The organism is Gordonia sp. YY1, from assembly GCF_009872315.1.
GTDB lineage: Bacteria > Actinomycetota > Actinomycetes > Mycobacteriales > Mycobacteriaceae > Gordonia > Gordonia amicalis.
In genome coordinates, this window is the sequence record NZ_WXYI01000028.1 from 1 (window position 1) to 21,012 (window position 21,012).

A 21,012-nucleotide genomic window follows, 5' to 3' on the forward strand; every position below is an offset into this window, starting at 1 on the left:
TCCACACCTCACTCGGAGGTCTTCCCTATGTCACGCCGACTCGCCGAACCCCGTACCTAACGTCCCGGGTCAGTACACCTAGGCGGCCAACCTCTTCGCCTGCCTCGCTCGTTGCGATCAGATCACAACACCTGTCCCTCCAGTCACATCTGCCCCATACTCGACAGGTCGACCGATCGCCGACGAGGGGATGCCGCATGCAACGACGCCGAACACTGACCGGGGCCGCGGGTGCGGTCGGAGCGTCCCTCGTCGCGCTTGCGCTCATCCCGGGTGTTCCGTCGGCGCTCGCCGACGACGACACCGCGCGCATCGTGTCGACGACGGCGTTCGACGGCCGCGAGCGACTCGAGGTCTGGTCGCCGTCGATGGGCCGCGAGATCACCGTCGACGTGCAACATCCGGCGGGTGACACCAAACGGCCCACGCTGTACATGCTCGACGGCGCCGAAGCCCACGACGAGGAGTCGGGCTGGTACGCGATGACGGATCTGCAGAAGCTGGCCGCCGGCGAGAAGCTGACGGTCGTGACGCCGGTCGGCGATCCGCACAGTTATTACACCGATTGGCGCACAGTCGATCCCGGTGTCGGCAAGAAGTACATGTACGAGACGTTCCTGACCGAGGAACTGCCCCCGCTGATAGACGATGAGTTCGACGGCAACGGGCGCAACGCCATCGCCGGGGCATCGATGGGCGGGGTCGCGGCACTGACCCTCGCGACCCGACGGCCCGCGCTGTACAGCGGAGTGGCGGGTTACAGCGACTGCGCCAACATCTCGAGCCCGCAGAACCAGCTGCTCACCCGGTGGGACGTGAGCCGCGGCGGCGGCGATGCGACCAACATGTGGGGCCCGTTCGGCGATCCGGAGTGGAGCGCGCACGATCCCTATGTGAACGCGGAGAAGCTCCGCGGCAAGACCATCTACATGTCGTCGGGCAACGGGGTCCCCGGCCGGTACAACAACCTGGTCGCCGACCCGATCGGCGAGACCGTCCAGGGCATCATCGGCGAGTTCGGCAGCTGGTCCTGCACCGGACAGATGAGCAACCGCCTGTCCCGGCTCGGCATCCCCTACACCACCAACCTGCGGCCCAGCGGAACCCACAAATGGGGGTACTGGAAGGACGAGCTGCACGTGTCCTGGCCGATCCTGATGCGCTCGGTCGGATTGCGCTGACATCCCGCCGGCCGAGTAGGTCCGAGGCGCCAGCCGAGGACCGTATCGAGGTCACGCCGGCCGCGGGATCGCAGCCGACACACTCTGTCCGATCCACGCCGGCACCTCTCGGGCGACCTCCGCCGGGGCGGTGATCTCGGCACGATCGGTGCTCAGCGCGTACCGCCAGTCGATGTCGCCGCGCCAGATCTCGGTGAGGGTTCTCAAATCGGTCGCGACGGTGGCGTCGACCTCGTAACCGGGATCGAAGTCACACACCTGCGCGTCGTCCCCCGAGACCACCAGATACCAGGTGCGCGCCTTGCCGATCACATCGCGAAACATGAACTGCACCACGGTTCGACGGCGCGGCCATTGATCGACCGGGACGGTCCGGCGCATGTCCCACATCAGCAGGTGCGGATCGAGATCGGCGTCTCCGAGATCGCCGACCCAGCGAATCCCCCACGCACTCAACGCCTCCACCACCGTGGTCAGTTCCTCACCCATGTCCGTTAGTGAGTACACCGAACGACCACCGACCTCGGACCGGCGGATGACTCCGGCCCGCTCCAGATTGCGCAGCCGCTTGGTGAGCAGCGCCGGCGACATCTTCGGGACGCCGCGTCGTAGTTCGTTGAAATGACGACTGCCCAGCAGCATTTCGCGAACGATCAGGATCGTCCAGCGCTCGTCGAGGAGCTCCATGGCCTTGGCGACCGGGCAGAACTGTCCATACGACGTCATCGCATCCTCCCTTGCGTCGATGAATCCAAGTACACACCCGCCGCACCACGATGACCAGTACAGAATGTGAACCGGAGTCGGTACAGATGTTGGCCTAGAGGGAAGTCGCCCCGACGGCGGAAGCTCGTGGTGTCCGGATACGAACATCGACACGACCACGACGAGGACACATCATGACCACGACCCAGCCCACGCCGTTCGACGCCGAGATCAAGGCGCGCCATCGCAAACTGTGGGCGGCGGGCGACTATCCCGCCGTCGCCGACCTGATCACCCCGCTCGGCAGGCGACTCGTCGACGCGCTGCACATCAAGTCCGGCGAGAAGGTCCTCGACGTCGCGGCCGGGGCCGGCAACGTCGCGGTGCCCGCGGCCCGGGCCGGTGGACACGTCGTCGCGACCGACCTCACGCCCGAGCTGCTGGAGACCGGCGAATCGCGACACGGCGATCTGGGCATCACCTGGCGCACCGCCGATGCCGAGGACCTCCCGTTCGACGACGACGACTTCGACATCGCGACGTCCTGCGTCGGCGTCATGTTCGCGCCGAATCACCAGAAGTGCGCCGACGAACTCGTCCGCGTTGTACGACCCGGCGGACGGATCGGTCTGATCAACTGGACGCCAACGGGTTTCATCGGTGAGCTGTTCGGCGTGATGAAGCCGTACGCACCACCGCCGCCGCCCGGAGCGCAGCCCGGCCCGCTGTGGGGCAGCACCGACCACATGCGCTCCCTCTTCGGCGACCGAGTGACCGATCACCGGTTCACCACCACGACGGTGAAGATCGACGAGTTCTCCGACGGCGCCGCGTTCCGGGACTTCTTCAAGGCTTACTACGGCCCGACGATCGTGACCTACCGGAACATCGCCGACGACCCGACCCGCGTCGCCGAACTCGACACCGCCATCGCCGAGCTCGCCGACCGCTACTTCACCGACGGCCACATGGAGTGGGAGTACCTGCAGGCGGTGCTCACCGTCGTCTGACCCCGCCCTCGCAGAGTCACTCGGCGTATTCGACGACGAGCGGCGCGTGATCCGACAGCCGCAGTTCGGGCGCGGGTTCCTTGTCGACCTCGACCCGCTGCGCCCGACGCGCGAGTCCGGGTGTCGCGAGGTGGTGGTCGATCCGCCAGCCGACGTCCTTGACGAAGGACTCCCCCGCCCAGCTCCACCAGGTCAGCGGCCCCGGTCGGTCGCCGTGCAGCGCACGCACCACGTCGACGAGGCGGCGCGGACCGGTGATCTCACCGAACCACTCCCGCTCCTCGGGCAGGAAGCCCTCCATCTTGCGAGCGGCGCGCCAGTTGGTGACGTCGTGTTCGAGATGGGCGACGTTGAGGTCACCGAGTAGCAGGAACTCCCGCCCGGCGCGTTGTGCCGCGAGCCGGTTGCGCTGCAGTTCGCGGGCGAACCCCGCCAGGAACCGTTGCTTGCGTGCATGTTTGGCGCCACCGTCGGGCTTCTCCCGCATCGAGCCGGGCCGCTGCAACTCCGCGGGCAGACCTCCCTTGGGTAGGTAGATGTTGGCGACGGTCAGCGGCCGGTCGGCCAGATCGACCTCGACGTACCGCCCCTCGTGTGCGAAAGCGTTCAGCCCGCGTGCCTTCGGCGGATGGGTCAGCCAGGTGCGCACCGCGGCAGGTGCCGTGCGCGTCAGGATCGCCACCCCGTTTCGTCCCGGGATCGTGCCGACGTCGATCGCTGCGGTGTAACCGGCGAACTCCCCGACGTCGTCGGCACCGCACCGCAGTTCCTGTAGGCCGGCCACGTCCGGGTTCCGCCGGATCAGCCAGTCGTCGAACCCGCGGCGCCGTGCCGCCCGAATCCCGTTGACGTTGAACGACGCAACGGTCAGGCCGGTGTCGCACACTCTCCCGCCCTCAGACATCGCGAACGTTCATCGGGGTCAGCGACGGCCGTTTGGGTTCACGGCCGTCGCCGAGGGAGACCCCGCGGAACTTGCGGATCAGCCATGGCGTGAAGAACTCCACCGCCCACCGGGTGTCACCGGCCAGGGCGGCCACCCGGTGCGGTGCCCGAGCGGGTGGCAGTGGGCTGCCCCAGTCTGCGGTGCTGTCGGGCAGACCGAGGGCGTGCGCGGCAGCGTCGGCGAACCGCTCATGTCCGAACGGCGAGGCGTGCAGGCGGTCCGACGACCACGACCGCGGATCGGTCAGCACCGGTGCAGCATGGAGGTCGACGAGGAGAAAGCCGTAGGTCGCGGCGAACCCGCGATTCATCTCGTTGAGCTCCAGCAGCCGGGCTTCCTTGCGGGCGGCGAACGGGATGGTGCGGACGATGTTCGGGAAGGTCGACACGATGACCGTGGCGCCTGAATCCGCGAGCCGGCGATAGATCGTGTCGAGGTCTTCGTGCACCTGGGTGAGGTCGGAGCGGCCGATCACGTCGTTCATGCCGAGCGGTGCGGCGATGAGGTCCGGTCGCAGGGCCAGCGCCGGCTCGAGTTGATCTTCGAGAACCTGCCGCGTGCGTTTCCCGCGGATGGCCAGGTTGGCGTACTGCAGATCCGGGTTGAACGCCGCCATCCGCTCGGCGAGGCGGTCGGCCCAGCCGCGGAACTCCCACTCCGGGTGAGGGTCTCCCAGACCCTCTGTCTGACTGTCACCGATGGCCACGAAACGCGAGTACTGCACGGCGAAGATGATAATCCGCCGCCCCATCGGCCCTCTTGGCGGAAGCGGAGGGATTTGAACCCCCGGTGGTTTTACCCACGCTCGCTTTCAAGGCGAGTGCATTCGGCCGCTCTGCCACGCTTCCCTGAGAGGAAAGAGTACGTGAGGCTCTCCCGCGCAACATGACAGGCCCGACCCGATTCCCGCGGACGATCACGTCGCTGTGGAACCATCGACAGGGTGAAAGCCATCGTCGTCGAATCCGAGAACCTGTCCGTGCAGGACGTGCCCGATCCGTCACCGGCTGCCGGTGAGGTGGTGATCGACGTGGTGGCGGCCGGTGTCAACCGTGCCGACATCCTCCAGCGGGCCGGCAACTACCCGCCGCCGCCGGGTGCGTCGGAGACGCTCGGCCTCGAGGTGTCCGGCCGGATCTCCGCACTGGGTGACCAGGTGGCCGGCTGGGCGGTGGGCGACGAGGTGTGCGCACTCCTGGCCGGTGGCGGCTACGCGGAGAAGGTCGCGGTTCCCGCCGAGCAGGTCATGCAGGTTCCGCGGGGCGTCGACCTGGTGTCGGCGGCCGCGCTGCCCGAGGTCGCGTGCACCGTGTCGTCGAATGTCTTCGACACCGCGCACCTGAGCACGGGCGAACTGCTCCTCGTCCATGGCGGGTCGAGCGGCATCGGCACCCACGCGACGCAGGTCGCGCATGCGATGGGCGCCCGGGTCGCGGTCACCGCCCGCACCCAGGCCAAGCTGGACCGGTGCCGCGAATACGGCGCCGAGATCCTGATCGACTACACGCGTGACGATTTCGCGCAAATCCTGAAGGACAACGGCGGCGCCGACGTCATCCTCGACATCATCGGCGCCAAGTACCTGTCGTCGAACCTCAAGGCACTGAGCACCGACGGTCGTCTCGTGATCATCGGGATGCAGGGCGGCACGAAGGCCGAACTCCCCATCGGCCTGCTGCTCGCCAAACGCCTGTCGGTGATGGGCACCACGCTGCGCGCCCGCCCGGTTCACGGTCAGGGTGGCAAGGCCCACGTGGTGGCGGCGACGGTGGCCCGCACGTGGCCGTTGATCGAGGACGGGAAGGTCAAGCCGGTCGTCGACCGCACCTTCCCGCTCGCCGACGCGGCTGCCGCACACGACCACCTCAACAGCGGTGACGCCATCGGGAAGGTGCTGCTGACGGTCGGATAGGTCAGATCGCCCCCGGCGCGGACTCCTCGTCGGGGGCGTCGACCGCCGCCCTGATCTTGCGGAAGGCCGTCCCGAGCGCGGCGAACTCTTCGGGACTCATCGCGTCGACGACGAACTTCCGGATGACCCGGTCGCGGAGGTGGACGTGGGCGGCGAGCGTCTGGCGGCCCCGGTCGGTCAGCTGGACGAGTCGATGCCGGCCGTCGGTCTTGGATTCGAGACGTTCGACGTCGCCGACCTCGCTGAGCCGCGCGATCATGCGCGACACCGTGCTCACGCGCATGTGCACGGCGTCTGCGACCTCACTGACCCCCAGCTTCGGCGACAACTCGATCGCCTCCAGGATGCGGAGGTCCGACAGCGACAGCCCACGCTTCACGAACTCGTCGTTGACGCGCGCGAACAGCGCCCACCCCCCGTCGACGAGGTTGAGCCAGCTCTCGGCCTCGGCTGAGGTGAGTGACCGCGGAGGACCCGGGGCTCGATCTTCCTTCTTTCCCGACACAACAGGACAACCTACACTGGCATTAATTTGCTACGCGCAATAGTGAATACCGTGCGTAGCGGACTGTCCTCTGCTCAGGCGAGCGAACCAAGCGTCCGCACCAGGTGGTCGACCTCGTACGGCGTCGAATAAGGTGCGAGGCCCACCGTGACAGCACCCCCGAACTCCGGGGCACCCATCCGCACCAGCGCTCGGTTGGGGACGTCGGCGAGCGCGCACACGCCGTTGTCGGCGAGCCGGCGGACCACCTTGTCGGCACTGACGCCGTCGACCGTGAAGCTCACCAGCGGCACCCGGTTCTCCTCCGTGCCGACCACATTGACGTGGTTGAGCTGGGTCAACGTCGTGACCAGGTAATAGGTCAACCGTTGCAGGTACTCGTAGACGCCGTCGAGCGAGGTGACCAGGCGCCGGCGGCGTTTCCCGATACCGTCCTCGTCCAGCCCGGCGATGTGTTCGACCGAGGCCACCAGACCGGCCAGCATCGACCCCTGATGCGGTTCGGGTTCGAGCCGGGCCGGGCCCTTGGCACCGGGATCCATCGACATCAGTCGCAGGCGGTCGATGACGTGGGGTTCGCGGAACACCATCGCCGACATCCGCGGACCGCCCCAGCGCTCGGCGGACACCACGAGCACGTCGGCGCCCAGCTCATGGATGTCCAAGGACAGGTAGGGAGCGGCGTTGGTGGCGTCGACGACGAAGAGCGCGCCCGCACCGCGGACCAGCGGCGTGATCTCGCCGATGTCAGTGATCGCCCCGGTCGTCGACGAGGCCAGGGTCACCGCGACGACCTCGGTCTCGGGCGTGATGAGGTCGCCGAACTGCCACGCGGGCAGGGCGCCGGTCTCCACGTCCACCTCGGCCCACCGGATGCGGCCGGCATACCGTTCGGCGGCCCGTACCCACGGGACGATGTTCGGCTCGTCGTCCTGCCGGGTCACCACCACGTCGCCGCGCAGGAACGCGTGCGGTGAGAGGGCCTCGGCCAGGCAGGCCAGCAGGGAGTAGCGCGACGGTCCGATGACCACTCCCGCGGCGTCGCCACCGACGAGGTCGGCGATCGCGCGGCGGGCGCTGTCGGTGACCTCCGCGGTGGCACGGGCCGACGGGTACACCCCGCCGGGAGCCGCGGCCAGATGCCGGAAGCTGGTGGTCACCGCGGTGGCGACCGAATCCGGGACCTGCATCCCCGCCTGGGGGTCGAGGTGAATCCAGCCGTCGCCCAGCGATGGAATCAATCCACGCACATAGGCGACGTCGAAAGGCATGGCACGAGGATAGACGCCCGTCGTCGGGCCGATCATCGCGTCCGTCAAGTGCAGGGACTCGAACGATCGGCGTGCCCGAGAGGTCCCGGTCGGGGCGAATGGGCACAATGGAGACCATGGCAACGGATGGCACCCCAGGACCCGGTTCGATGCCCGGCCGCCCCTTTGGCGCCGGCGGCTCCGACGACGTGATCGTCGTGGGCGCAGGCGTGGACGAGTCGAAACCCGACGACGAGACGTCGGAGTCGTCGAGCCTCGCCGACATGGTCGAGCAGCCCGCCAAGGTCATGCGCATCGGCACGATGATCAAGCAGCTGCTCGAGGAGGTGCGTGCCGCTCCGCTCGACGACGCGTCGCGGAACCGGCTGCGTGAGATCCACCAGTCGTCCATCCGCGAACTCGAGGACGGTCTCGCCCCCGAGCTGCGCGAAGAGCTCGAGCGGCTCGCGCTCCCGTTCTCCGACGAGGGGACGCCGTCGGATGCCGAGCTACGGATCGCGCAGGCCCAGCTCGTCGGCTGGCTCGAAGGACTGTTCCACGGCATCCAGACGGCGCTGTTCGCCCAGCAGATGGCCGCGCGCGCCCAGCTCGAGCAGATGCGACAGGGCGCACTGCCACCGGGCATGCCCGCACCCGGCGGAGCGCACAGCAACAGCCCCGGACAATACCTCTGAGGCCAGTACCTCTGAACCGGTCGACTCCTATCGCGGGTACGCTGACTCCTCGTGTCAGCGGTAGTAGACGACGACGCGATACCCGCGCGTCCCGAGAGTTCTGAGTCACGCACGTTCGCGCGCGGCGTCAAGGACCTCCGTGACGGCCTCGCCAGCCGCGAACTGTGGCTTCACCTGGGGTGGCAGGACATCAAACAGCGGTACCGCCGCTCGGTGCTCGGACCACTCTGGATCGTCATCGCGACCGGCGTCACCGCGATCGCGATGGGACTGCTCTACGGCGAACTGTTCGGCATGGACATCAAGGTGTTCCTGCCGTACGTCGCGCTCGGGTTCATCTTCTGGAACTTCATCCAGAGCTCGATCCTCGACGGTGCGGAGGTCTTCTCGAAGAACGAGGGGCTGATCAAGCAGCTGCCGGCGCCGGTCAGCGTGCACGTCTACCGCGTCGTGTGGCGGGCGTTGATCATCTTCGCGCACAACGTGGTGATCATCGTCCTGATCTTCCTGATCTTCCCGCCGCCCCTCGACTGGACCGTGCTGCTGGTGATCCCCGCCATCGGCCTCTACGTGCTCAACGCGATCTGGGTGTCCATCGTCTTCGGCATCCTGTCGACGCGGTTCCGCGACATCGGCCAGCTCCTCACCACGGTGGTCCAGCTGGTGTTCTTCATGACGCCGATCATCTGGACCACGTCCAGCCTGGGGAGCGCGACGGGCGAGACGTCGTCGCGGTTGAAGCTCGTCGAGCTGAACCCGATGTTCCACTACCTGGAGATCGCGCGCGGACCGCTGCTCGGCGAGCCGGTGGAGTTCTACCACTGGGCCGTTGTGCTGGGCTGCACCGCGGTCGGCTGGATTCTGGGCATGCTGGTGATGCGCAACTACCGCGCCCGCGTGGCGTACTGGGTGTAGGGACGAGACTGATGGCCAGAAACAACAACCTCGGGGACAACCGGGTCCGCGTCGACACGTGGGACGCGTGCGTCGACTTCCCGATCTTCGACGCCAAGACGCGTTCGCTGAAGAAGTCGGTGCTCGGTGCGGCGGGCGGCGTGATCGGCTCCAACGCGTCGAACGTGGTGGTCGTCGAGGCGCTCAAGAACATCAATCTGCACCTCAAGCACGGCGACCGCATCGGGCTGGTCGGTCACAACGGTGCCGGCAAGTCGACGCTGCTGCGTCTGCTGTCGGACATCTACGAACCCACCCGTGGGGCGTGCCGGGTGCATGGCCGCGTGGCTCCGGTCTTCGATCTCGGCGTCGGCATGGACCCGGAGATCTCCGGCTACGAGAACATCATCATCCGCGGCATGTTCCTCGGCATGACCCGCAAGGAGATGCTGAAGAAGATCGACGACATCGCAGAGTTCACCGAGCTCGGCGATTATCTGCAGATGCCGCTGCGGACCTACTCCACGGGTATGCGCGTACGCATCGCACTGGGTGTCGTGACGTCGATCGATCCGGAGATCCTCATCCTCGACGAGGGCATCGGCGCAGTCGACGCCGACTTCATGCGCAAGGCCCGCGGTCGTCTGCAGTCGCTCGTCGAACGCTCCGGAATCCTGGTCTTCGCCAGCCACTCCAACGAGTTCCTCGCGCAGCTCTGCGATCGGGCGCTGTGGATCGACAAGGGCGAGGTCCGCATGGAAGGCGGCATCGAAGAGGTCGTCGGCGCCTACGAGGGCCCGGGGGCCGCGGCTCACGTCCGCGAGGTGATCGCGCAGGTCAAGGCCGACGCCGAGGGCACGGCTCAGTGACCCAGGTCCGGCCGGAGACGGTGATCGCGGTGGTGGTGACCCACCGCCGCGTCGAACTGCTCGCCGAATCCCTGGCCGTGGTGTCCGGACAGGACCGGCCCGTCGATCACCTCATCGTCGTCGACAACGCCGACGAACCCGAGGTCGCCGAACTCGTTGCGGCTCAGCCGGTTCCCACCACCTATCTCGGTTCGCAGCGCAACCTCGGCGGCGCTGGCGGCTTCGCGCTGGGTATGCTCCACGCACTCGCTCTCGGCGCCGACTGGGTCTGGTGCGCCGACGACGACGGGCGGCCCGACGGGCCGGCGGTGCTCTCGACGCTGCTCGACTGCGCGAAGCGTCACGACCTCGACGAGGTGTCACCGGTCGTCGCCAACCTCGACGATCCCGACACCCTCGCCTTCCCGCTGCGCCGCGGACTCGTGTGGCGCCGCAAGCGTTCTGAGCTCTTTTCCGACGCCGGGAGCGGAGCGAGCGGGTCGAATGTCGCCGACGGTGAAGCGCAAGAGGACGATCTGTTGCCCGGCATCGCCTCGCTGTTCAATGGCGCTCTGTTCTCGGCGGAGTGCCTCGAGCAGGTCGGCGTCCCCGACCTCCGGCTCTTCTTCCGCGGCGACGAGGTCGAGGTGCACCGGCGCCTGGTGCGTTCCGGTGTGAAGTTCGGGACCTGCCTGCGCGCCGGCTACCTGCATCCGGACGGGTCCGCCGAGTTCCGGCCGATCCTGGGCGGCCGCATGCACACCCAGTACCCGGACAACGACGTCAAGCGTTACTTCACCTACCGCAACCGCGGCTACCTGATGAGCCAGCCCGGCATGCGCAGGCTGCTCCCCCAGGAATACGCCCGCTTCGGCTGGTTCTTCCTTGTGCAGCAACGTGATCCGAAGGGGTTCGCCGAGTGGGTGCGACTCCGGGGGCTGGGCCGGCGGGAGCGATTCACGCGCCCCTGAGGCGCCCCCAGAATTGTTGAGGCAGTTGGTCCCGTATACCGAGACCAACTGCCGCAACTCTTCTAACGCCCGGCACGCGGGGTCATGCCGAGCGCGACCACGCCGCCGACCACCCCGATCGCGGCCAGCGCCCACCACGCCGACACGAAGGCGTCGCGCACGTCGTCGTAGATCACCGCGGTACCGACGATCGCGACGAACAGGCTGACTCCCAACGACATTCCGACCTGGCGGCTCATGTTGACGACCGCACTACCGGTGGCCGCCTGATGTGCCGGCAGATCGGCGGTCGCGGAAGACAGGATCGACGGCAGGGCGAACCCGGCACCGACGCCGCCGATGAGCCAGCCCGGTAGCATCTCGGTCGCGAAATCCGGGGTGGCGTCGACCGACAGCGCGACCATCGCGATCCCGACGGCGAACAGGACGCACCCGGCGGCCACGATGACACCCACCGGGACCCGTGAGCTGAGGCGGTCGGCGACGGCGGCGAAGATCGGGACCATCAGCGGTCCGGTGGACACGGCCAGCCCGGTGGCGATCGCCGAGAATCCCCAGACCTGTTGCAACCACAGGATGTTGGCGAGCAGAGCGCCGGCGAACGGGATCGAGAAGAGCAGCATGGCGATGTTGGCGGAGGAGAACGTGCGAATCCGGAGCAGTGCCGGATCGATGACCGGTTCGGCGTGGCGTCGTGAACTCAACACGAACCCGGCGAACGCCATCAGCGCCACGATCCACGCGCCGGTGATCCGGGGGTCCGACCATCCCCAATCGCTGCCCTGAACCAGGCCCAGGGTCAACGCCCCCACCGAGACCACCAGCAGCGCAGCCCCCAGCGCGTCGGGAAACGCTGTCACAGCGTCGTTTCGGGAGCGCACGAGGATGATCGCACCCGCGACCAGTGCCGCGATGCCCACCGGGATGTTCACCAGGAACACCCACCGCCACGACGCCTCGACCAGGACTGCACCGACCGCGGGGCCGAACGCGGCGGCGAGCGCGCCGGTCGCCGCCCAGATCTTCACCCCACGGGCACGACGCTCCGGCGGCAGCGTCGACACCACCAGCCCGAGACTGGCCGGCGTCAGGATCGCCGCACCGACGGCCTGCAGCGCACGGAACGCGATCAGCCACCAAACTCCCTGAGCCGCAGCGCACGCCGCACTCGCGACCGTGAAGAGTGCGAGACCGAACAGAAAGCCGCCCTTACGCCCGTAACGGTCGACGATCCGCCCCGCCGGAACCAGCAGCGCCGCGTAGAGAATCGCGTAGGCGTTGAGGATCCAGGACATCTGGGAAAGGGTCGAGCCGTCGAAGTCCGAACTGATGTCGTCGAAGGCGACGTTGACGATGAACACGTCCAGGCTGGCCATGAACGCGGCGCCGGACAAGATGAGGAGTGTGAGCCCGGGCCGGGCGAGAGTCGATGACGCAGCGGGCGAGCCGATTTGGGTCGGTGTGGTGGTCATCGGGCGGACCACCCGACGACGCGGCGACTCTGGCGGGCGGAGGCGAGGAGCCGGCCGCCGCGGTCACGGAGGGTGGTGTCGTCGACGGACCAGCCGCCCGAGGTCGAGATGTTGCGGGTGTGCACCAGGACCGGTGCGGGTTCGGGGTCGTCAAGCGGCGCCGTGATGTGCATGGAGAATGCGACGGTCGGGATGGCGAGCGGCGCGGCCAACGTGGGGAAGACCGCAGGCGGCAGACAATCGGCCAGCAGACCGAGGTACGCGGCGTCGAGCGCCATGGGGGTACGCGTGACGATCCATGCGCGCATCCACGCCTCGTCCGCGCCGGTGAGCGGCAGCGGACCGTCGACCGGACGAAGGTCGAGGTGACCGCCCATGGGGACGATCTCCGGCGGGATGCTGAACTGCGCGAGCCCCTCCGGACCCGGCACCGGCTCCGCGACGTCGACGATGTCGCCGTCATCGGCCTCGCCGACCCGTCCCGCCGTCACCGATGCGACCCCGATCTCGGCGGCTCCCTGGGTCACGGCAACGTCGACGATCCGCGTGTGACGTCCGACCTCGCGCACCGATGACGTCAGGAGAATCTCACCGCCGGCCGGTTTGCCGACGAACCGCAGGTCCACCGCCCGGACCGACGCCCCCGGGACCGCATCTACCGCGACGCGCACCGCCAGCGCGACGATCGCACCGCCGAACGGGCCCGACCATCCCCACCAGCTCCGGTCGATCGTCGCCGCCCACTTCCCGCGGCCGACTCGTAGTGCCCCGAATTCTTCGGCCAATTCGTCGACAGCATCGCGCTGCCTGCTGAGTTGTTTCATGCAACTCATGCAAGCAGGTTGAGTTGCTTCACGCAACCCACTATCGTCGGAGTCATGCGTCGCGCCTCTTTCACCGACATGAACTGCTCGGTCGCCCAGAGCCTGGAGATCGTCGGCGAATGGTGGACGCTGCTGATCGTTCGAGACGCACTCTTCGGCGTGACTCGATTCGACGAGTTCTCCACGCGGCTCGGAATCGCACGCAACGTCCTGACCCAGCGATTGGACACCCTCGTCGACCACGGGGTGATGACCAAAGAGCCCTATCAGGACAATCCGGTCCGCTACGACTACCGGCTCACCGACAAGGGGCGCGACCTCTGGACGGTGATCACCGCACTGCGGCAGTGGGGCGACAAGTGGGCCACCGACGGCGGCCCACCCGTGGAGTCCACCCACAGCTGCGGCAGCACGATGACCGTCGAGCCGCATTGCTCGGCCTGCGGGGAGCGGGTCGAACTGGCCGACCTCCGCGTCCACCCCGGTCCGGGTGCACGGGAGAACAATCCGCTCAACGGACTCCGGGAGCGCGGCGTCCAACCCTCCTGAACTGCGCGGGAGTGCAAACCTTCGCCACCGAATTAGAACGTGTTCTACTGTGGGGAGAGTTCCGTCTGCACGTCCCGAGGAGCAAGATGCGGTTCACCTTCGCCGAGGCCATGACCGATCCGTCGTACTACGCGCCGCTCGCGCAGGCCGCGGAGAAAGCGGGCTACGCCGGCTTCACCATTCCCGACTCCCTCGCCTACCCCGAGGAATCGGACGCCAAGTATCCATACACACCCGACGGCAACCGCGAGTTCCTCGACGGTAAGGCGTTCATCGAGACCTTCATCCAGGCCGCAGCACTGGGCGCGGTCACCTCGACCATCCGGTTCACCCCGTTCGTGCTCAAACTCCCCGTCCGGCCGCCGGCCCTGGTCGCCAAGCAGGCGAGTTCGGTCGCGTACCTCACCGGCAATCGCCTCGCGCTCGGCGTCGGCACGAGTCCGTGGCCCGAGGACTACGACTTCATGGGCGTCGACTTCCGTCGCCGCGGCAAGCGCATGGACGAATGCATGGACATCATCCGCGGACTCACCACGGGCGAGTACTTCGAGTTCCACGGCGAGTTCTACGACATCCCGAAGATCAAGATGACGCCCGCCCCCACCGAGCCGATCCCGCTGCTGGTGGGCGGTCACGCCGATGCCGCGCTCCGTCGCGCAGTGATCCGCGGCGACGGCTGGATGCACGGCGGCGGCCCGCCGGAGGAACTCGATGCCTCCTGGACCGCATCAACGAGATCCGCAAGGCCGAGGGCAAAACCAACGATCCGTTCGAGATCCACGTGATCTCGATGGACGCATACACCGTTGATGGCTGTAAACGGCTGGAGGACAAGGGAATCACCGATGTGATCGTCGGTTTCCGCCTGCCCTATGTGATGGGTCAGGACACCGAGCCACTCCAGACCAAGATCGATCACCTGAACTGGTACGCGGACAACGTGATCGCGAAGGTCAACGGCTGATTCGATTGGTCGTCAACCGTATTCGCCGCGAACCCTGAGTTCGTCAACCCCGGACCGGCGCGGTTGCACGGGTCCTCCCGCTGAGGCACACTGCAGAACACGGACAATGCAGACCCCAGGTGTGACCGAGCGAGTGAACACTCACGATCACCGGGTGGGAGGACAGCGATGACCGATTCACCCGGTGGGTCGGCCTCGTGGTCGACGCAGGGGGTCGGTCGGGTGAATCGTCCATCTCGCCTGAGCAGGCGTACCTTCTTCAAGGCCGCGGGGGTCACCGGTACCGCGCTCCTCGGCGCGTCGGCACTGGCCGCATGCGGCGGGTCGTCGGTCTCGCCCAACACGCTGCGGGTGGCCATCGCCGGCGAACCCGACCAGCTCGATCCGCAGAAATCCAGCTCGTACTTCACCTTCGAGGTCCTCGAGAACGTCTTCGACACCCTCGTCGAACCCGACGAGAACCTGCAGATGCAGCCGGCTCTCGCGCAGAGCTGGGACGTCAGCCCCGACGCCCGACAGTGGACGTTCCTGTTGCGACCGGGGGTCACGTTCCACAACGGCGATCCCCTGACGGCCGCCGATGTCGAGTTCTCGTTCCGTCGCATCCTCGACGAAGAACTGTCCAACGCCTGGAAACTCGAGGCCGTCGAGTCGATCACCGCCCTCGACGACCGGCGCGTACGATTCACGGTCCGCGAACCCACCCCGAACCTGCTGACCAACATCGGCGGCTTCAAAGGACTGGCGATCGTCAACCGGCGCAACGTCCAATCCGGCGAGATTGCGACAAAACCCGTGGGCACCGGCCCGTTCTCGTTCGTCTCCCGCTCCCCCGGCGCGTCGATCGTGCTGAAGTCGAACCCCGATTACTGGGGCGGTCCGCCCGCGATCGACGGCGTGAACTACACCTTCATCTCCCTGGGGACGACGGCGGTGTCGGCACTCCGCTCCGGCGAGATCGACTGGACGGACGCGATTCCCGCACAACAGCTGAGTATCTTGTCGCGGGACGACACGCTCGAGGTGGGCACCGTGGTGGCGAACGACTACTGGTACATCACGATGAACTTCGACGCCAAGCCCTTCGCGGACACCCGCGTCCGTCAGGCCGTCGCCTACGCCATCGACCGCCGGTCGATCGCGCAGGTCGTCGGGTACGGCACCGCGACACCCAACGAACTCGCGATCCCGTCGACCAGTCCGTGGTTCGCGCCCTACGACCGCTACACCGCGGGCCTCGACCGTGCTCAGGCCGTCGACAAGGCGAAAGACCTGTTGCGCCAGGCGGGTATCGGGTCGATGGACATGCGGCTCATGGTCACCACCGAGTATCCCGAGACCGTGACCGCCGCGCAGGTCATCGCGTCGAACCTCGAGGACATCGGCGTCACCGTCAAGATCGAGCAACTCGACTTCGGTGCCTGGCTCGACCGCCAGGCCTCCGGCGACTTCGACGCCCTGCTGCTCGGCTGGCTCGGCAACATCGATCCCGACGACTTCTACTACGCACAGCATCATTCGAAGGGCACGTCGAACGCGCAGAAGTATTCGAACCCTCAGGTGGACGCACTGCTCGACCGGGGACGTACCGAGCTCGACGTCCCAGCCCGCAAGGCTGTCTACGCGGACGCCGCCCGCCGGATAGCCGATGACGTGAGTTACCTGTACCTGTACAACCCCTCTGCCACGCAAGCGTTTTCGAAGAACCTCCAGGGGTACACGGTCCGGTCCGACAAAGCCGTCCGGTTCCGGTCCGCCCGGCTGGAGAGGAGCTGACGTGACCGCGATCCGTTCCCCGCTGCTGCGCTTCATCCTCATCCGGCTCGCGTACACGGTCGCCGTTCTGCTCGGGGTGATCGTCGCGGTGTTCTTCCTGATCCAGATCGTGCCCGGCGACCCGGTCCGCATCGCGCTCGGCACTCGCTACACACCGGAATCGTATGCGGCGCTGCGCAGTGCGTCCGGCCTGGACCAGCCGCTGCCCAACCAGCTCGTCGCCTACGTCGGCAATGCCTTCACCGGCGATCTCGGTGTCAGCTTCCGCAACAGCGAACCTGTCACGACGATGCTGTTCGACCGGTTACCGGCGACCATCACCCTCGCACTCGCCGCCATCGTCGTGGCGCTGCTCATCGCGATCCCACTGGGTTCGTGGGCTGCTCTCCGCGAAGGCCGCCTGGCCGACAACGTCATTCGTGTCATCAGCCAGTTCGGCATCTCGGTCCCCGACTTCTGGATGGGCATCCTGCTGATCGGTCTCTTCTCGACCGCACTGGGATGGCTGCCGTCGGCGGGCTACCAGCCCTTCGCCGACGGTCCGCTCGGCTGGTTCGAGCATCTCGTCCTGCCCGCCGTCACGGTCGGGGTCGTCACCGGCGCGATCATGACGCGCTACGTCCGGTCCTCGGTGCTCGAGGTCGTGAACACGCCGTTCGTCACCACCGCGGAATCAAAGGGGCTGAGCAGGAAGAAGATCATGCTGGACCACATGGGACGCAACGCCCTGGTGCCCGTCCTCACCATCTCCGGCATCCAGTTGGCGGGACTCCTCGGTGGTGTCATCGTCGTCGAGGTGGTCTTCGCCTGGCCTGGTCTGGGACTGCTGGTCTACGACTCGGTCGCGGCTCGCGACTATCCGGTGCTGCAGGGCGCGATCCTGCTGATCGCGGTGATCTTCCTGTTCGTGAATCTCGTCGTGGACATCCTCTACGCCGTCATCGATCCGAGGATCCGGTTGTCATGACCCTCACCGCACCCGAACCTCTCGACCCCTCCGCCAGCACCGTCGACCCGGCGGAGCCGGGCACCGCAACGGATTCGGCCTGGCGGTTGCTGCTCCGCAACCGAGCGTCCGTCGCCGGGCTGGTCATCATCGCGATCGTCGTCGTCGCTGCCGTCTTCGGCCCGCTGATCGCGCCCTACGGCGCCAACGAGATCGACGTGCCCAACGCCCTGCAGGCACCGACCTGGTCGCACCTGTTCGGGACCGACGACCTCGGTCGCGACGTCTTCTCCCGGGTCGTGCTCGCGGCGTCGGTGAGCTTGCGGGTGGCCGTGATCGCGGTCGCCATCTCCCTCACCGTCGGCGTGATCCTCGGAATGGTCGCGGGTTTCGCGGGCGGTGTGCTCGACACCGCCCTCATGCGCATCGTCGACGTCGTCTTCTCTTTCCCGGTGCTCCTCCTGGCACTCGCGATCGTCGCGGTCCTGGGGCCCGGCGTCACGTCGGCGATGATCGCGATCGGCATCGTCTACATCCCGATCTTCGCCCGCGTCGCACGTGCGGACACGTTGCGGGTGCGGCAGACCCAGTACGTACAGTCGGCGCGGACGATGGGCGTCCGCACGTCCCGCATCCTGTTCAGCCATGTGCTGCCGAACATCTCGGGTCCGGTGATCGTCCAGACGTCCATCTCCCTGGCGTTCGCCATCCTGTCGGAGGCGGCGCTGTCCTTCCTGGGACTCGGTGTGCAACCGCCCGACCCGTCGTGGGGCCGGATGCTCTTCGATGCGCAGGGGTTCATCACGACCGCGTGGTGGATGGGCGTGTTCCCCGGACTCGCGATCCTGTTCACCGTGTTCGCGTTCAACCTGGTCGGCGACGGGGTGCGCGATGTGCTCGATCCGCGACAGCGCACGCTGCTGCGCAACCGGGGGTACGACCGCAGGTCTGTCGCCGTCGCGACGGTGACACCGAGGCCCGCACGCGCCGTCTCCGACGATTCGGTGCTGGACGTGGAGAACCTCGTCGTCGGGGTCGGACCGCGAGAGATCGTGCACGGCATCAGTTTCACGGTCGCGCGCGGCGAGACGCTCGGCATCGTCGGCGACAGCGGTTCGGGCAAGTCATTGAGTGTGCTGTCAGCGACGGGCCTGTTCGACGCTCCCAGTGCCTACGTGCGCGGGTCGGCACTTCTCGGCCGTACCGAGATCGTCGGCGCCACCCCGTCGACGCTTCGCGCCCTCCACGGGACGCGCGTCGGTTTCGTCTTCCAGGACCCGTCGTCGAGTCTCAATCCGCTGCTCACCATCGAGCAGCAACTCGTCGAGGGACCACGCCGGCACCTCGGACTCAACCGCGCCGAGGCGCGCGAGCGTGCGCTGCAGCTGTTGCGCGATGTGAACCTCCCCGACCCCGAAAGCCGTTTGGGCGCATATCCGCACCAACTGTCGGGTGGCCAGCGCCAGCGGGTGATGATCGCGATCGCACTCGCCTGCGACCCCGAACTGCTCATCGCCGACGAGGCCACCACCGCCCTCGACGTGACCACGCAGGCGCAGATCATCGATCTCGTCGCCGACCTGCAACGCAAACGGGGCATGGCCGTCGTGTGGATCAGCCACGACCTCGGCGTGATCGGCCGCATCGCCGACCGCGTCATGGTCATGCGCTCGGGGCGGATCGTCGAAAGCCGCGATGTGGCAGCACTCTTCGACGACCCGCAGGACCCCTACAGCAAGAAGCTCCTCGACTCGCGACCGCTGTTGAGCAAGGTCGAGGAACGCGACGCCGGAGCGGGTCTGACGAAACAGACCGACGAGAAGCCTGCGTTGCAGGCCCACGGACTCGGCGTCGAGTACGTGGTGCGCGGGCCGACCAACACCGGGCCCGCTCGCTCCGCTCCCGGCGCCCCCGGTCGCAGGGTGGTGCACGCGATCGAGGGCGTGGACCTACAAGTCGCCCGCGGTCGGACTCTCGGCATCGTCGGCGAATCGGGTTCGGGGAAGTCCACGGTCGCCGGAGTCGTCACCGGCCTGATCGAGTCCGGTCAGGGAACGACGGTGACAGGGAGCGTGACGGTCTCGGTCGACGGCCGCGAGGTCGAGGCGGTGGGCGTCCGCGGCACCGACGAAGCACTACTCCGACGCCGGGTCGCGATGGTCTTCCAGGACCCGACCGCTTCGCTGGACCCGCGGATGACGGTGGCCTCGTCGATCACCGAACCTCTCCGCGCGCACGGATTGGTCTCCGGACGGGACGAGATGCGCGGCCGTGCAGAGCAGTTGCTGGCCGACGTCAGCCTCGACTCGTCGTTCCTCGGTCGCTACCCGCACGAGATGTCCGGCGGACAGCGTCAACGCGTCTGCATCGCGCGAGCCCTGGCCTCCGAGCCGGAGATCCTCATCCTCGACGAGTCGACCGCGTCGCTCGACGTCTCCGTGCAGGCCGGTGTCCTCGACCTTCTCTCCGGGCTGCAACAGGAGAAGGGCCTCACGTTCCTCTTCATCGCACACGACCTCGCGGTCGTCGAGCAGATCAGCGACACCGTCGCGGTGATGCAGAACGGCAAGGTCGTCGAGACCGGCCCGGCGTCACGCATCCTGCACGATCCCGAAACCGATTACACGCGAAGTCTTCTCGCCGCGATCCCGCCCGAGGTCCCGCAGCGGGCGTGACGCGCGGAGTTCGCTCGCCAGAATCACGTCGCGTGCGACATCGATCCGTACTCGCCACCCGTCCAGCGGTGACCGTCACCCGCTCAGCGGATCTTGAAGATGACCGCCCGCTGGACCACGAAGTTGATGACCGTCGCCGTGCCCTGCGCGATGACGAAGGCGATCGCCGAGTAGAGGGCGGTCTCCTCCCACAGCGACGACAACCAGCTGTAGAGACCGACGTTGACCACGAAGGTGACCAGGTAGAGGATCACGACCGCGATGAAGCGGGCGGCGCTCGGCTCCGCGCGGAAGGTCCAGCGCCGGTTGATCAGGTACGCGACGGTGGTTCCGAGGATGAAGCCGCCCGCCTTGGCGACGGCCTCGGGAGTGCCGACGACGTACTGCAGGAACAGCGTGAGCGCGAAGTCCAGGACGGCCGAACCCGCACCGGTGACCACGAACCGGATCAGCTGCGTCTTCAGGTCGACATCGGTCGACGCCTCTTCGTCGTCGAGAGGCAACTCGATCGGCATCGGTGCATGACGCGTCGTGAAGTCCTCGTGGTGATCGTGAGGGACGTCACCTGCGGGTTCGTCGTTGCCGGGGTCGGGTCGAGACACGCTGACACCCTAGCGGACGAGGTGAGGGGTGGCGTTTCGATACGGCTCGTCGCAAGCTCCTCACCTACTCAACGAGCAGGGGTACGGCTCGTCGCAAGCTCCTCACCCACTCATGGCTCCTACGTCGAGCGGCGGTCGAGGTTGCTGGTTGAGCCGGTAGCGAGCGGAGCGAGCCACCGCGTCCATGCTGGTTGAGCCGGTAGCGAGCGAAGCGAGCCACCGCGTCCATGCTGGTTGAGCCGGTAGCGAGCGGAGCGAGCCACCGCGTCCATGCTGGTTGAGCCGGT

Annotated in this window: 19 protein-coding genes, 1 tRNA gene and 1 pseudogene; 12 read left to right on the forward strand and 9 right to left on the reverse strand. The window is 67.3% G+C overall.

Features of this window, described 5'->3' with window-relative positions; all coding sequences use genetic code 11:
• Positions 1-197: 197 nt before the first annotated feature.
• Complete coding sequence (locus BPODLACK_RS22175; RefSeq protein WP_006438749.1) at positions 198-1,181, forward strand: alpha/beta hydrolase; 984 nt, start codon at positions 198-200, stop codon at positions 1,179-1,181.
• A 51-nt stretch (positions 1,182-1,232) separates the two neighbouring features.
• On the opposite strand, the gene BPODLACK_RS22180 is transcribed toward BPODLACK_RS22175, so the two are convergent.
• Positions 1,233-1,907 (reverse strand): winged helix-turn-helix transcriptional regulator, encoded by a 675-nt coding sequence (locus BPODLACK_RS22180; protein ID WP_006438748.1) that lies wholly within the window; start codon positions 1,905-1,907, stop codon positions 1,233-1,235.
• Between the two features lie 173 nt (positions 1,908-2,080).
• Between BPODLACK_RS22180 and BPODLACK_RS22185 the strand changes: the two genes are divergently transcribed.
• Positions 2,081-2,896: a class I SAM-dependent methyltransferase gene (locus BPODLACK_RS22185; protein WP_159406264.1), complete on the forward strand. Its 816-nt coding sequence runs from the start codon at positions 2,081-2,083 to the stop codon at positions 2,894-2,896.
• Positions 2,897-2,912: 16 nt separating this feature from the next.
• Here the strand turns inward: BPODLACK_RS22185 and BPODLACK_RS22190 are convergent, their stop codons facing one another.
• From BPODLACK_RS22190 to BPODLACK_RS22200, 3 genes are all read right to left on the reverse strand, one after another.
• Complete coding sequence (locus BPODLACK_RS22190) at positions 2,913-3,800, reverse strand: exodeoxyribonuclease III (protein WP_024498771.1); 888 nt, start codon at positions 3,798-3,800, stop codon at positions 2,913-2,915.
• The gene (locus tag BPODLACK_RS22195; RefSeq protein ID WP_006438744.1) at positions 3,793-4,593 is read right to left on the reverse strand and encodes an SGNH/GDSL hydrolase family protein; all 801 of its coding nucleotides are present in this window, start codon (positions 4,591-4,593) and stop codon (positions 3,793-3,795) included. The genes BPODLACK_RS22190 and BPODLACK_RS22195 overlap by 8 nt, the downstream gene beginning before the upstream one ends.
• 9 nt (positions 4,594-4,602) lie before the next feature.
• Positions 4,603-4,690, reverse strand: a tRNA-Ser gene (locus BPODLACK_RS22200).
• A gap of 95 nt (positions 4,691-4,785) precedes the next feature.
• Here BPODLACK_RS22200 and BPODLACK_RS22205 point away from each other — a divergent pair.
• Entirely contained in the window at positions 4,786-5,754 is a 969-nt protein-coding gene (locus BPODLACK_RS22205; RefSeq protein WP_006438626.1) for an NAD(P)H-quinone oxidoreductase, read from the forward strand.
• 1 nt (position 5,755) lies between these two features.
• On the opposite strand, the gene BPODLACK_RS22210 is transcribed toward BPODLACK_RS22205, so the two are convergent.
• Entirely contained in the window at positions 5,756-6,259 is a 504-nt protein-coding gene (locus tag BPODLACK_RS22210) for a MarR family winged helix-turn-helix transcriptional regulator (RefSeq protein ID WP_006438627.1), read from the reverse strand.
• Positions 6,260-6,333: 74 nt separating this feature from the next.
• A complete protein-coding gene (locus BPODLACK_RS22215) occupies positions 6,334-7,530 on the reverse strand; it encodes a cysteine desulfurase-like protein (protein ID WP_006438628.1) in 1,197 nt (398 codons plus the stop codon).
• Positions 7,531-7,646: 116 nt separating this feature from the next.
• Between BPODLACK_RS22215 and BPODLACK_RS22220 the strand changes: the two genes are divergently transcribed.
• Genes BPODLACK_RS22220 through glfT1 form a run of 4 tightly spaced genes read left to right on the forward strand, consistent with a single transcriptional unit; the run spans position 7,647 to position 10,917 of the window.
• The gene (locus BPODLACK_RS22220) at positions 7,647-8,204 is read left to right on the forward strand and encodes a bacterial proteasome activator family protein (protein WP_024498773.1); all 558 of its coding nucleotides are present in this window, start codon (positions 7,647-7,649) and stop codon (positions 8,202-8,204) included.
• A gap of 51 nt (positions 8,205-8,255) precedes the next feature.
• Complete coding sequence (gene wzm / locus BPODLACK_RS22225; protein ID WP_024498774.1) at positions 8,256-9,119, forward strand: galactan export ABC transporter permease subunit Wzm/RfbD; 864 nt, start codon at positions 8,256-8,258, stop codon at positions 9,117-9,119.
• An 11-nt stretch (positions 9,120-9,130) separates the two neighbouring features.
• Positions 9,131-9,967 (forward strand): galactan export ABC transporter ATP-binding subunit Wzt/RfbE, encoded by an 837-nt coding sequence (wzt, locus tag BPODLACK_RS22230; protein ID WP_159406265.1) that lies wholly within the window; start codon positions 9,131-9,133, stop codon positions 9,965-9,967.
• Entirely contained in the window at positions 9,964-10,917 is a 954-nt protein-coding gene (gene glfT1 / locus BPODLACK_RS22235) for a galactofuranosyltransferase GlfT1 (RefSeq protein ID WP_006438632.1), read from the forward strand. Before wzt ends, glfT1 begins: the two co-directional genes overlap by 4 nt.
• A gap of 62 nt (positions 10,918-10,979) precedes the next feature.
• Here glfT1 and BPODLACK_RS22240 read toward each other — a convergent pair whose 3' ends face one another.
• Both BPODLACK_RS22240 and BPODLACK_RS22245 read right to left on the reverse strand, forming a co-directional pair.
• A complete protein-coding gene (locus tag BPODLACK_RS22240) occupies positions 10,980-12,389 on the reverse strand; it encodes a DHA2 family efflux MFS transporter permease subunit (RefSeq protein ID WP_159406266.1) in 1,410 nt (469 codons plus the stop codon).
• On the reverse strand, positions 12,386-13,213 hold the full coding sequence (locus tag BPODLACK_RS22245) for an acyl-CoA thioesterase (RefSeq protein WP_159406271.1): 828 nt from the start codon (positions 13,211-13,213) through the stop codon (positions 12,386-12,388). The genes BPODLACK_RS22240 and BPODLACK_RS22245 overlap by 4 nt, the downstream gene beginning before the upstream one ends.
• A 54-nt stretch (positions 13,214-13,267) precedes the next feature.
• Here BPODLACK_RS22245 and BPODLACK_RS22250 point away from each other — a divergent pair, with 54 nt between their 5' ends.
• The 5 genes and pseudogenes from BPODLACK_RS22250 to BPODLACK_RS22270 all read left to right on the forward strand — a co-directional run bounded on the left by BPODLACK_RS22250 (position 13,268) and on the right by BPODLACK_RS22270 (position 20,123).
• The gene (locus BPODLACK_RS22250) at positions 13,268-13,762 is read left to right on the forward strand and encodes a winged helix-turn-helix transcriptional regulator (RefSeq protein WP_159406267.1); all 495 of its coding nucleotides are present in this window, start codon (positions 13,268-13,270) and stop codon (positions 13,760-13,762) included.
• Positions 13,763-13,848: 86 nt separating this feature from the next.
• Positions 13,849-14,726, forward strand: a pseudogene (locus tag BPODLACK_RS22255) (TIGR03619 family F420-dependent LLM class oxidoreductase).
• A 168-nt stretch (positions 14,727-14,894) separates the two neighbouring features.
• Positions 14,895-16,502, forward strand: a complete 1,608-nt coding sequence (locus BPODLACK_RS22260) for an ABC transporter substrate-binding protein (protein ID WP_236577754.1) — start codon at positions 14,895-14,897, stop codon at positions 16,500-16,502.
• A gap of 1 nt (position 16,503) precedes the next feature.
• The gene (locus BPODLACK_RS22265) at positions 16,504-17,469 is read left to right on the forward strand and encodes an ABC transporter permease (RefSeq protein ID WP_159406268.1); all 966 of its coding nucleotides are present in this window, start codon (positions 16,504-16,506) and stop codon (positions 17,467-17,469) included.
• A complete protein-coding gene (locus BPODLACK_RS22270; RefSeq protein WP_159406269.1) occupies positions 17,466-20,123 on the forward strand; it encodes an ABC transporter ATP-binding protein/permease in 2,658 nt (885 codons plus the stop codon). The genes BPODLACK_RS22265 and BPODLACK_RS22270 overlap by 4 nt, the downstream gene beginning before the upstream one ends.
• A gap of 83 nt (positions 20,124-20,206) precedes the next feature.
• Here the strand turns inward: BPODLACK_RS22270 and BPODLACK_RS22275 are convergent, their stop codons facing one another.
• Positions 20,207-20,725, reverse strand: coding sequence for a GtrA family protein (locus BPODLACK_RS22275; protein ID WP_159406270.1), 519 nt, complete (start codon positions 20,723-20,725; stop codon positions 20,207-20,209).
• Between the last annotated feature and the right edge of the window lie 287 nt (positions 20,726-21,012).

Coding starts and splice junctions, on each gene's coding strand:
- BPODLACK_RS22180 (WP_006438748.1), bottom strand. CDS start 1,907: ATGACGTCGTATGGACAGTTCTGCCCGGTCGCCAAGGCCATGGAGCTC.
- BPODLACK_RS22250 (WP_159406267.1), top strand. CDS start 13,268: ATGCGTCGCGCCTCTTTCACCGACATGAACTGCTCGGTCGCCCAGAGC.
- BPODLACK_RS22270 (WP_159406269.1), top strand. CDS start 17,466: ATGACCCTCACCGCACCCGAACCTCTCGACCCCTCCGCCAGCACCGTC.
- BPODLACK_RS22245 (WP_159406271.1), bottom strand. CDS start 13,213: ATGAAACAACTCAGCAGGCAGCGCGATGCTGTCGACGAATTGGCCGAA.
- BPODLACK_RS22240 (WP_159406266.1), bottom strand. CDS start 12,389: ATGACCACCACACCGACCCAAATCGGCTCGCCCGCTGCGTCATCGACT.
- wzt (WP_159406265.1), top strand. CDS start 9,131: ATGGCCAGAAACAACAACCTCGGGGACAACCGGGTCCGCGTCGACACG.
- BPODLACK_RS22175 (WP_006438749.1), top strand. CDS start 198: ATGCAACGACGCCGAACACTGACCGGGGCCGCGGGTGCGGTCGGAGCG.
- BPODLACK_RS22215 (WP_006438628.1), bottom strand. CDS start 7,530: ATGCCTTTCGACGTCGCCTATGTGCGTGGATTGATTCCATCGCTGGGC.
- BPODLACK_RS22190 (WP_024498771.1), bottom strand. CDS start 3,800: ATGTCTGAGGGCGGGAGAGTGTGCGACACCGGCCTGACCGTTGCGTCG.
- BPODLACK_RS22195 (WP_006438744.1), bottom strand. CDS start 4,593: ATGGGGCGGCGGATTATCATCTTCGCCGTGCAGTACTCGCGTTTCGTG.
- BPODLACK_RS22185 (WP_159406264.1), top strand. CDS start 2,081: ATGACCACGACCCAGCCCACGCCGTTCGACGCCGAGATCAAGGCGCGC.
- BPODLACK_RS22220 (WP_024498773.1), top strand. CDS start 7,647: ATGGCAACGGATGGCACCCCAGGACCCGGTTCGATGCCCGGCCGCCCC.
- BPODLACK_RS22260 (WP_236577754.1), top strand. CDS start 14,895: ATGACCGATTCACCCGGTGGGTCGGCCTCGTGGTCGACGCAGGGGGTC.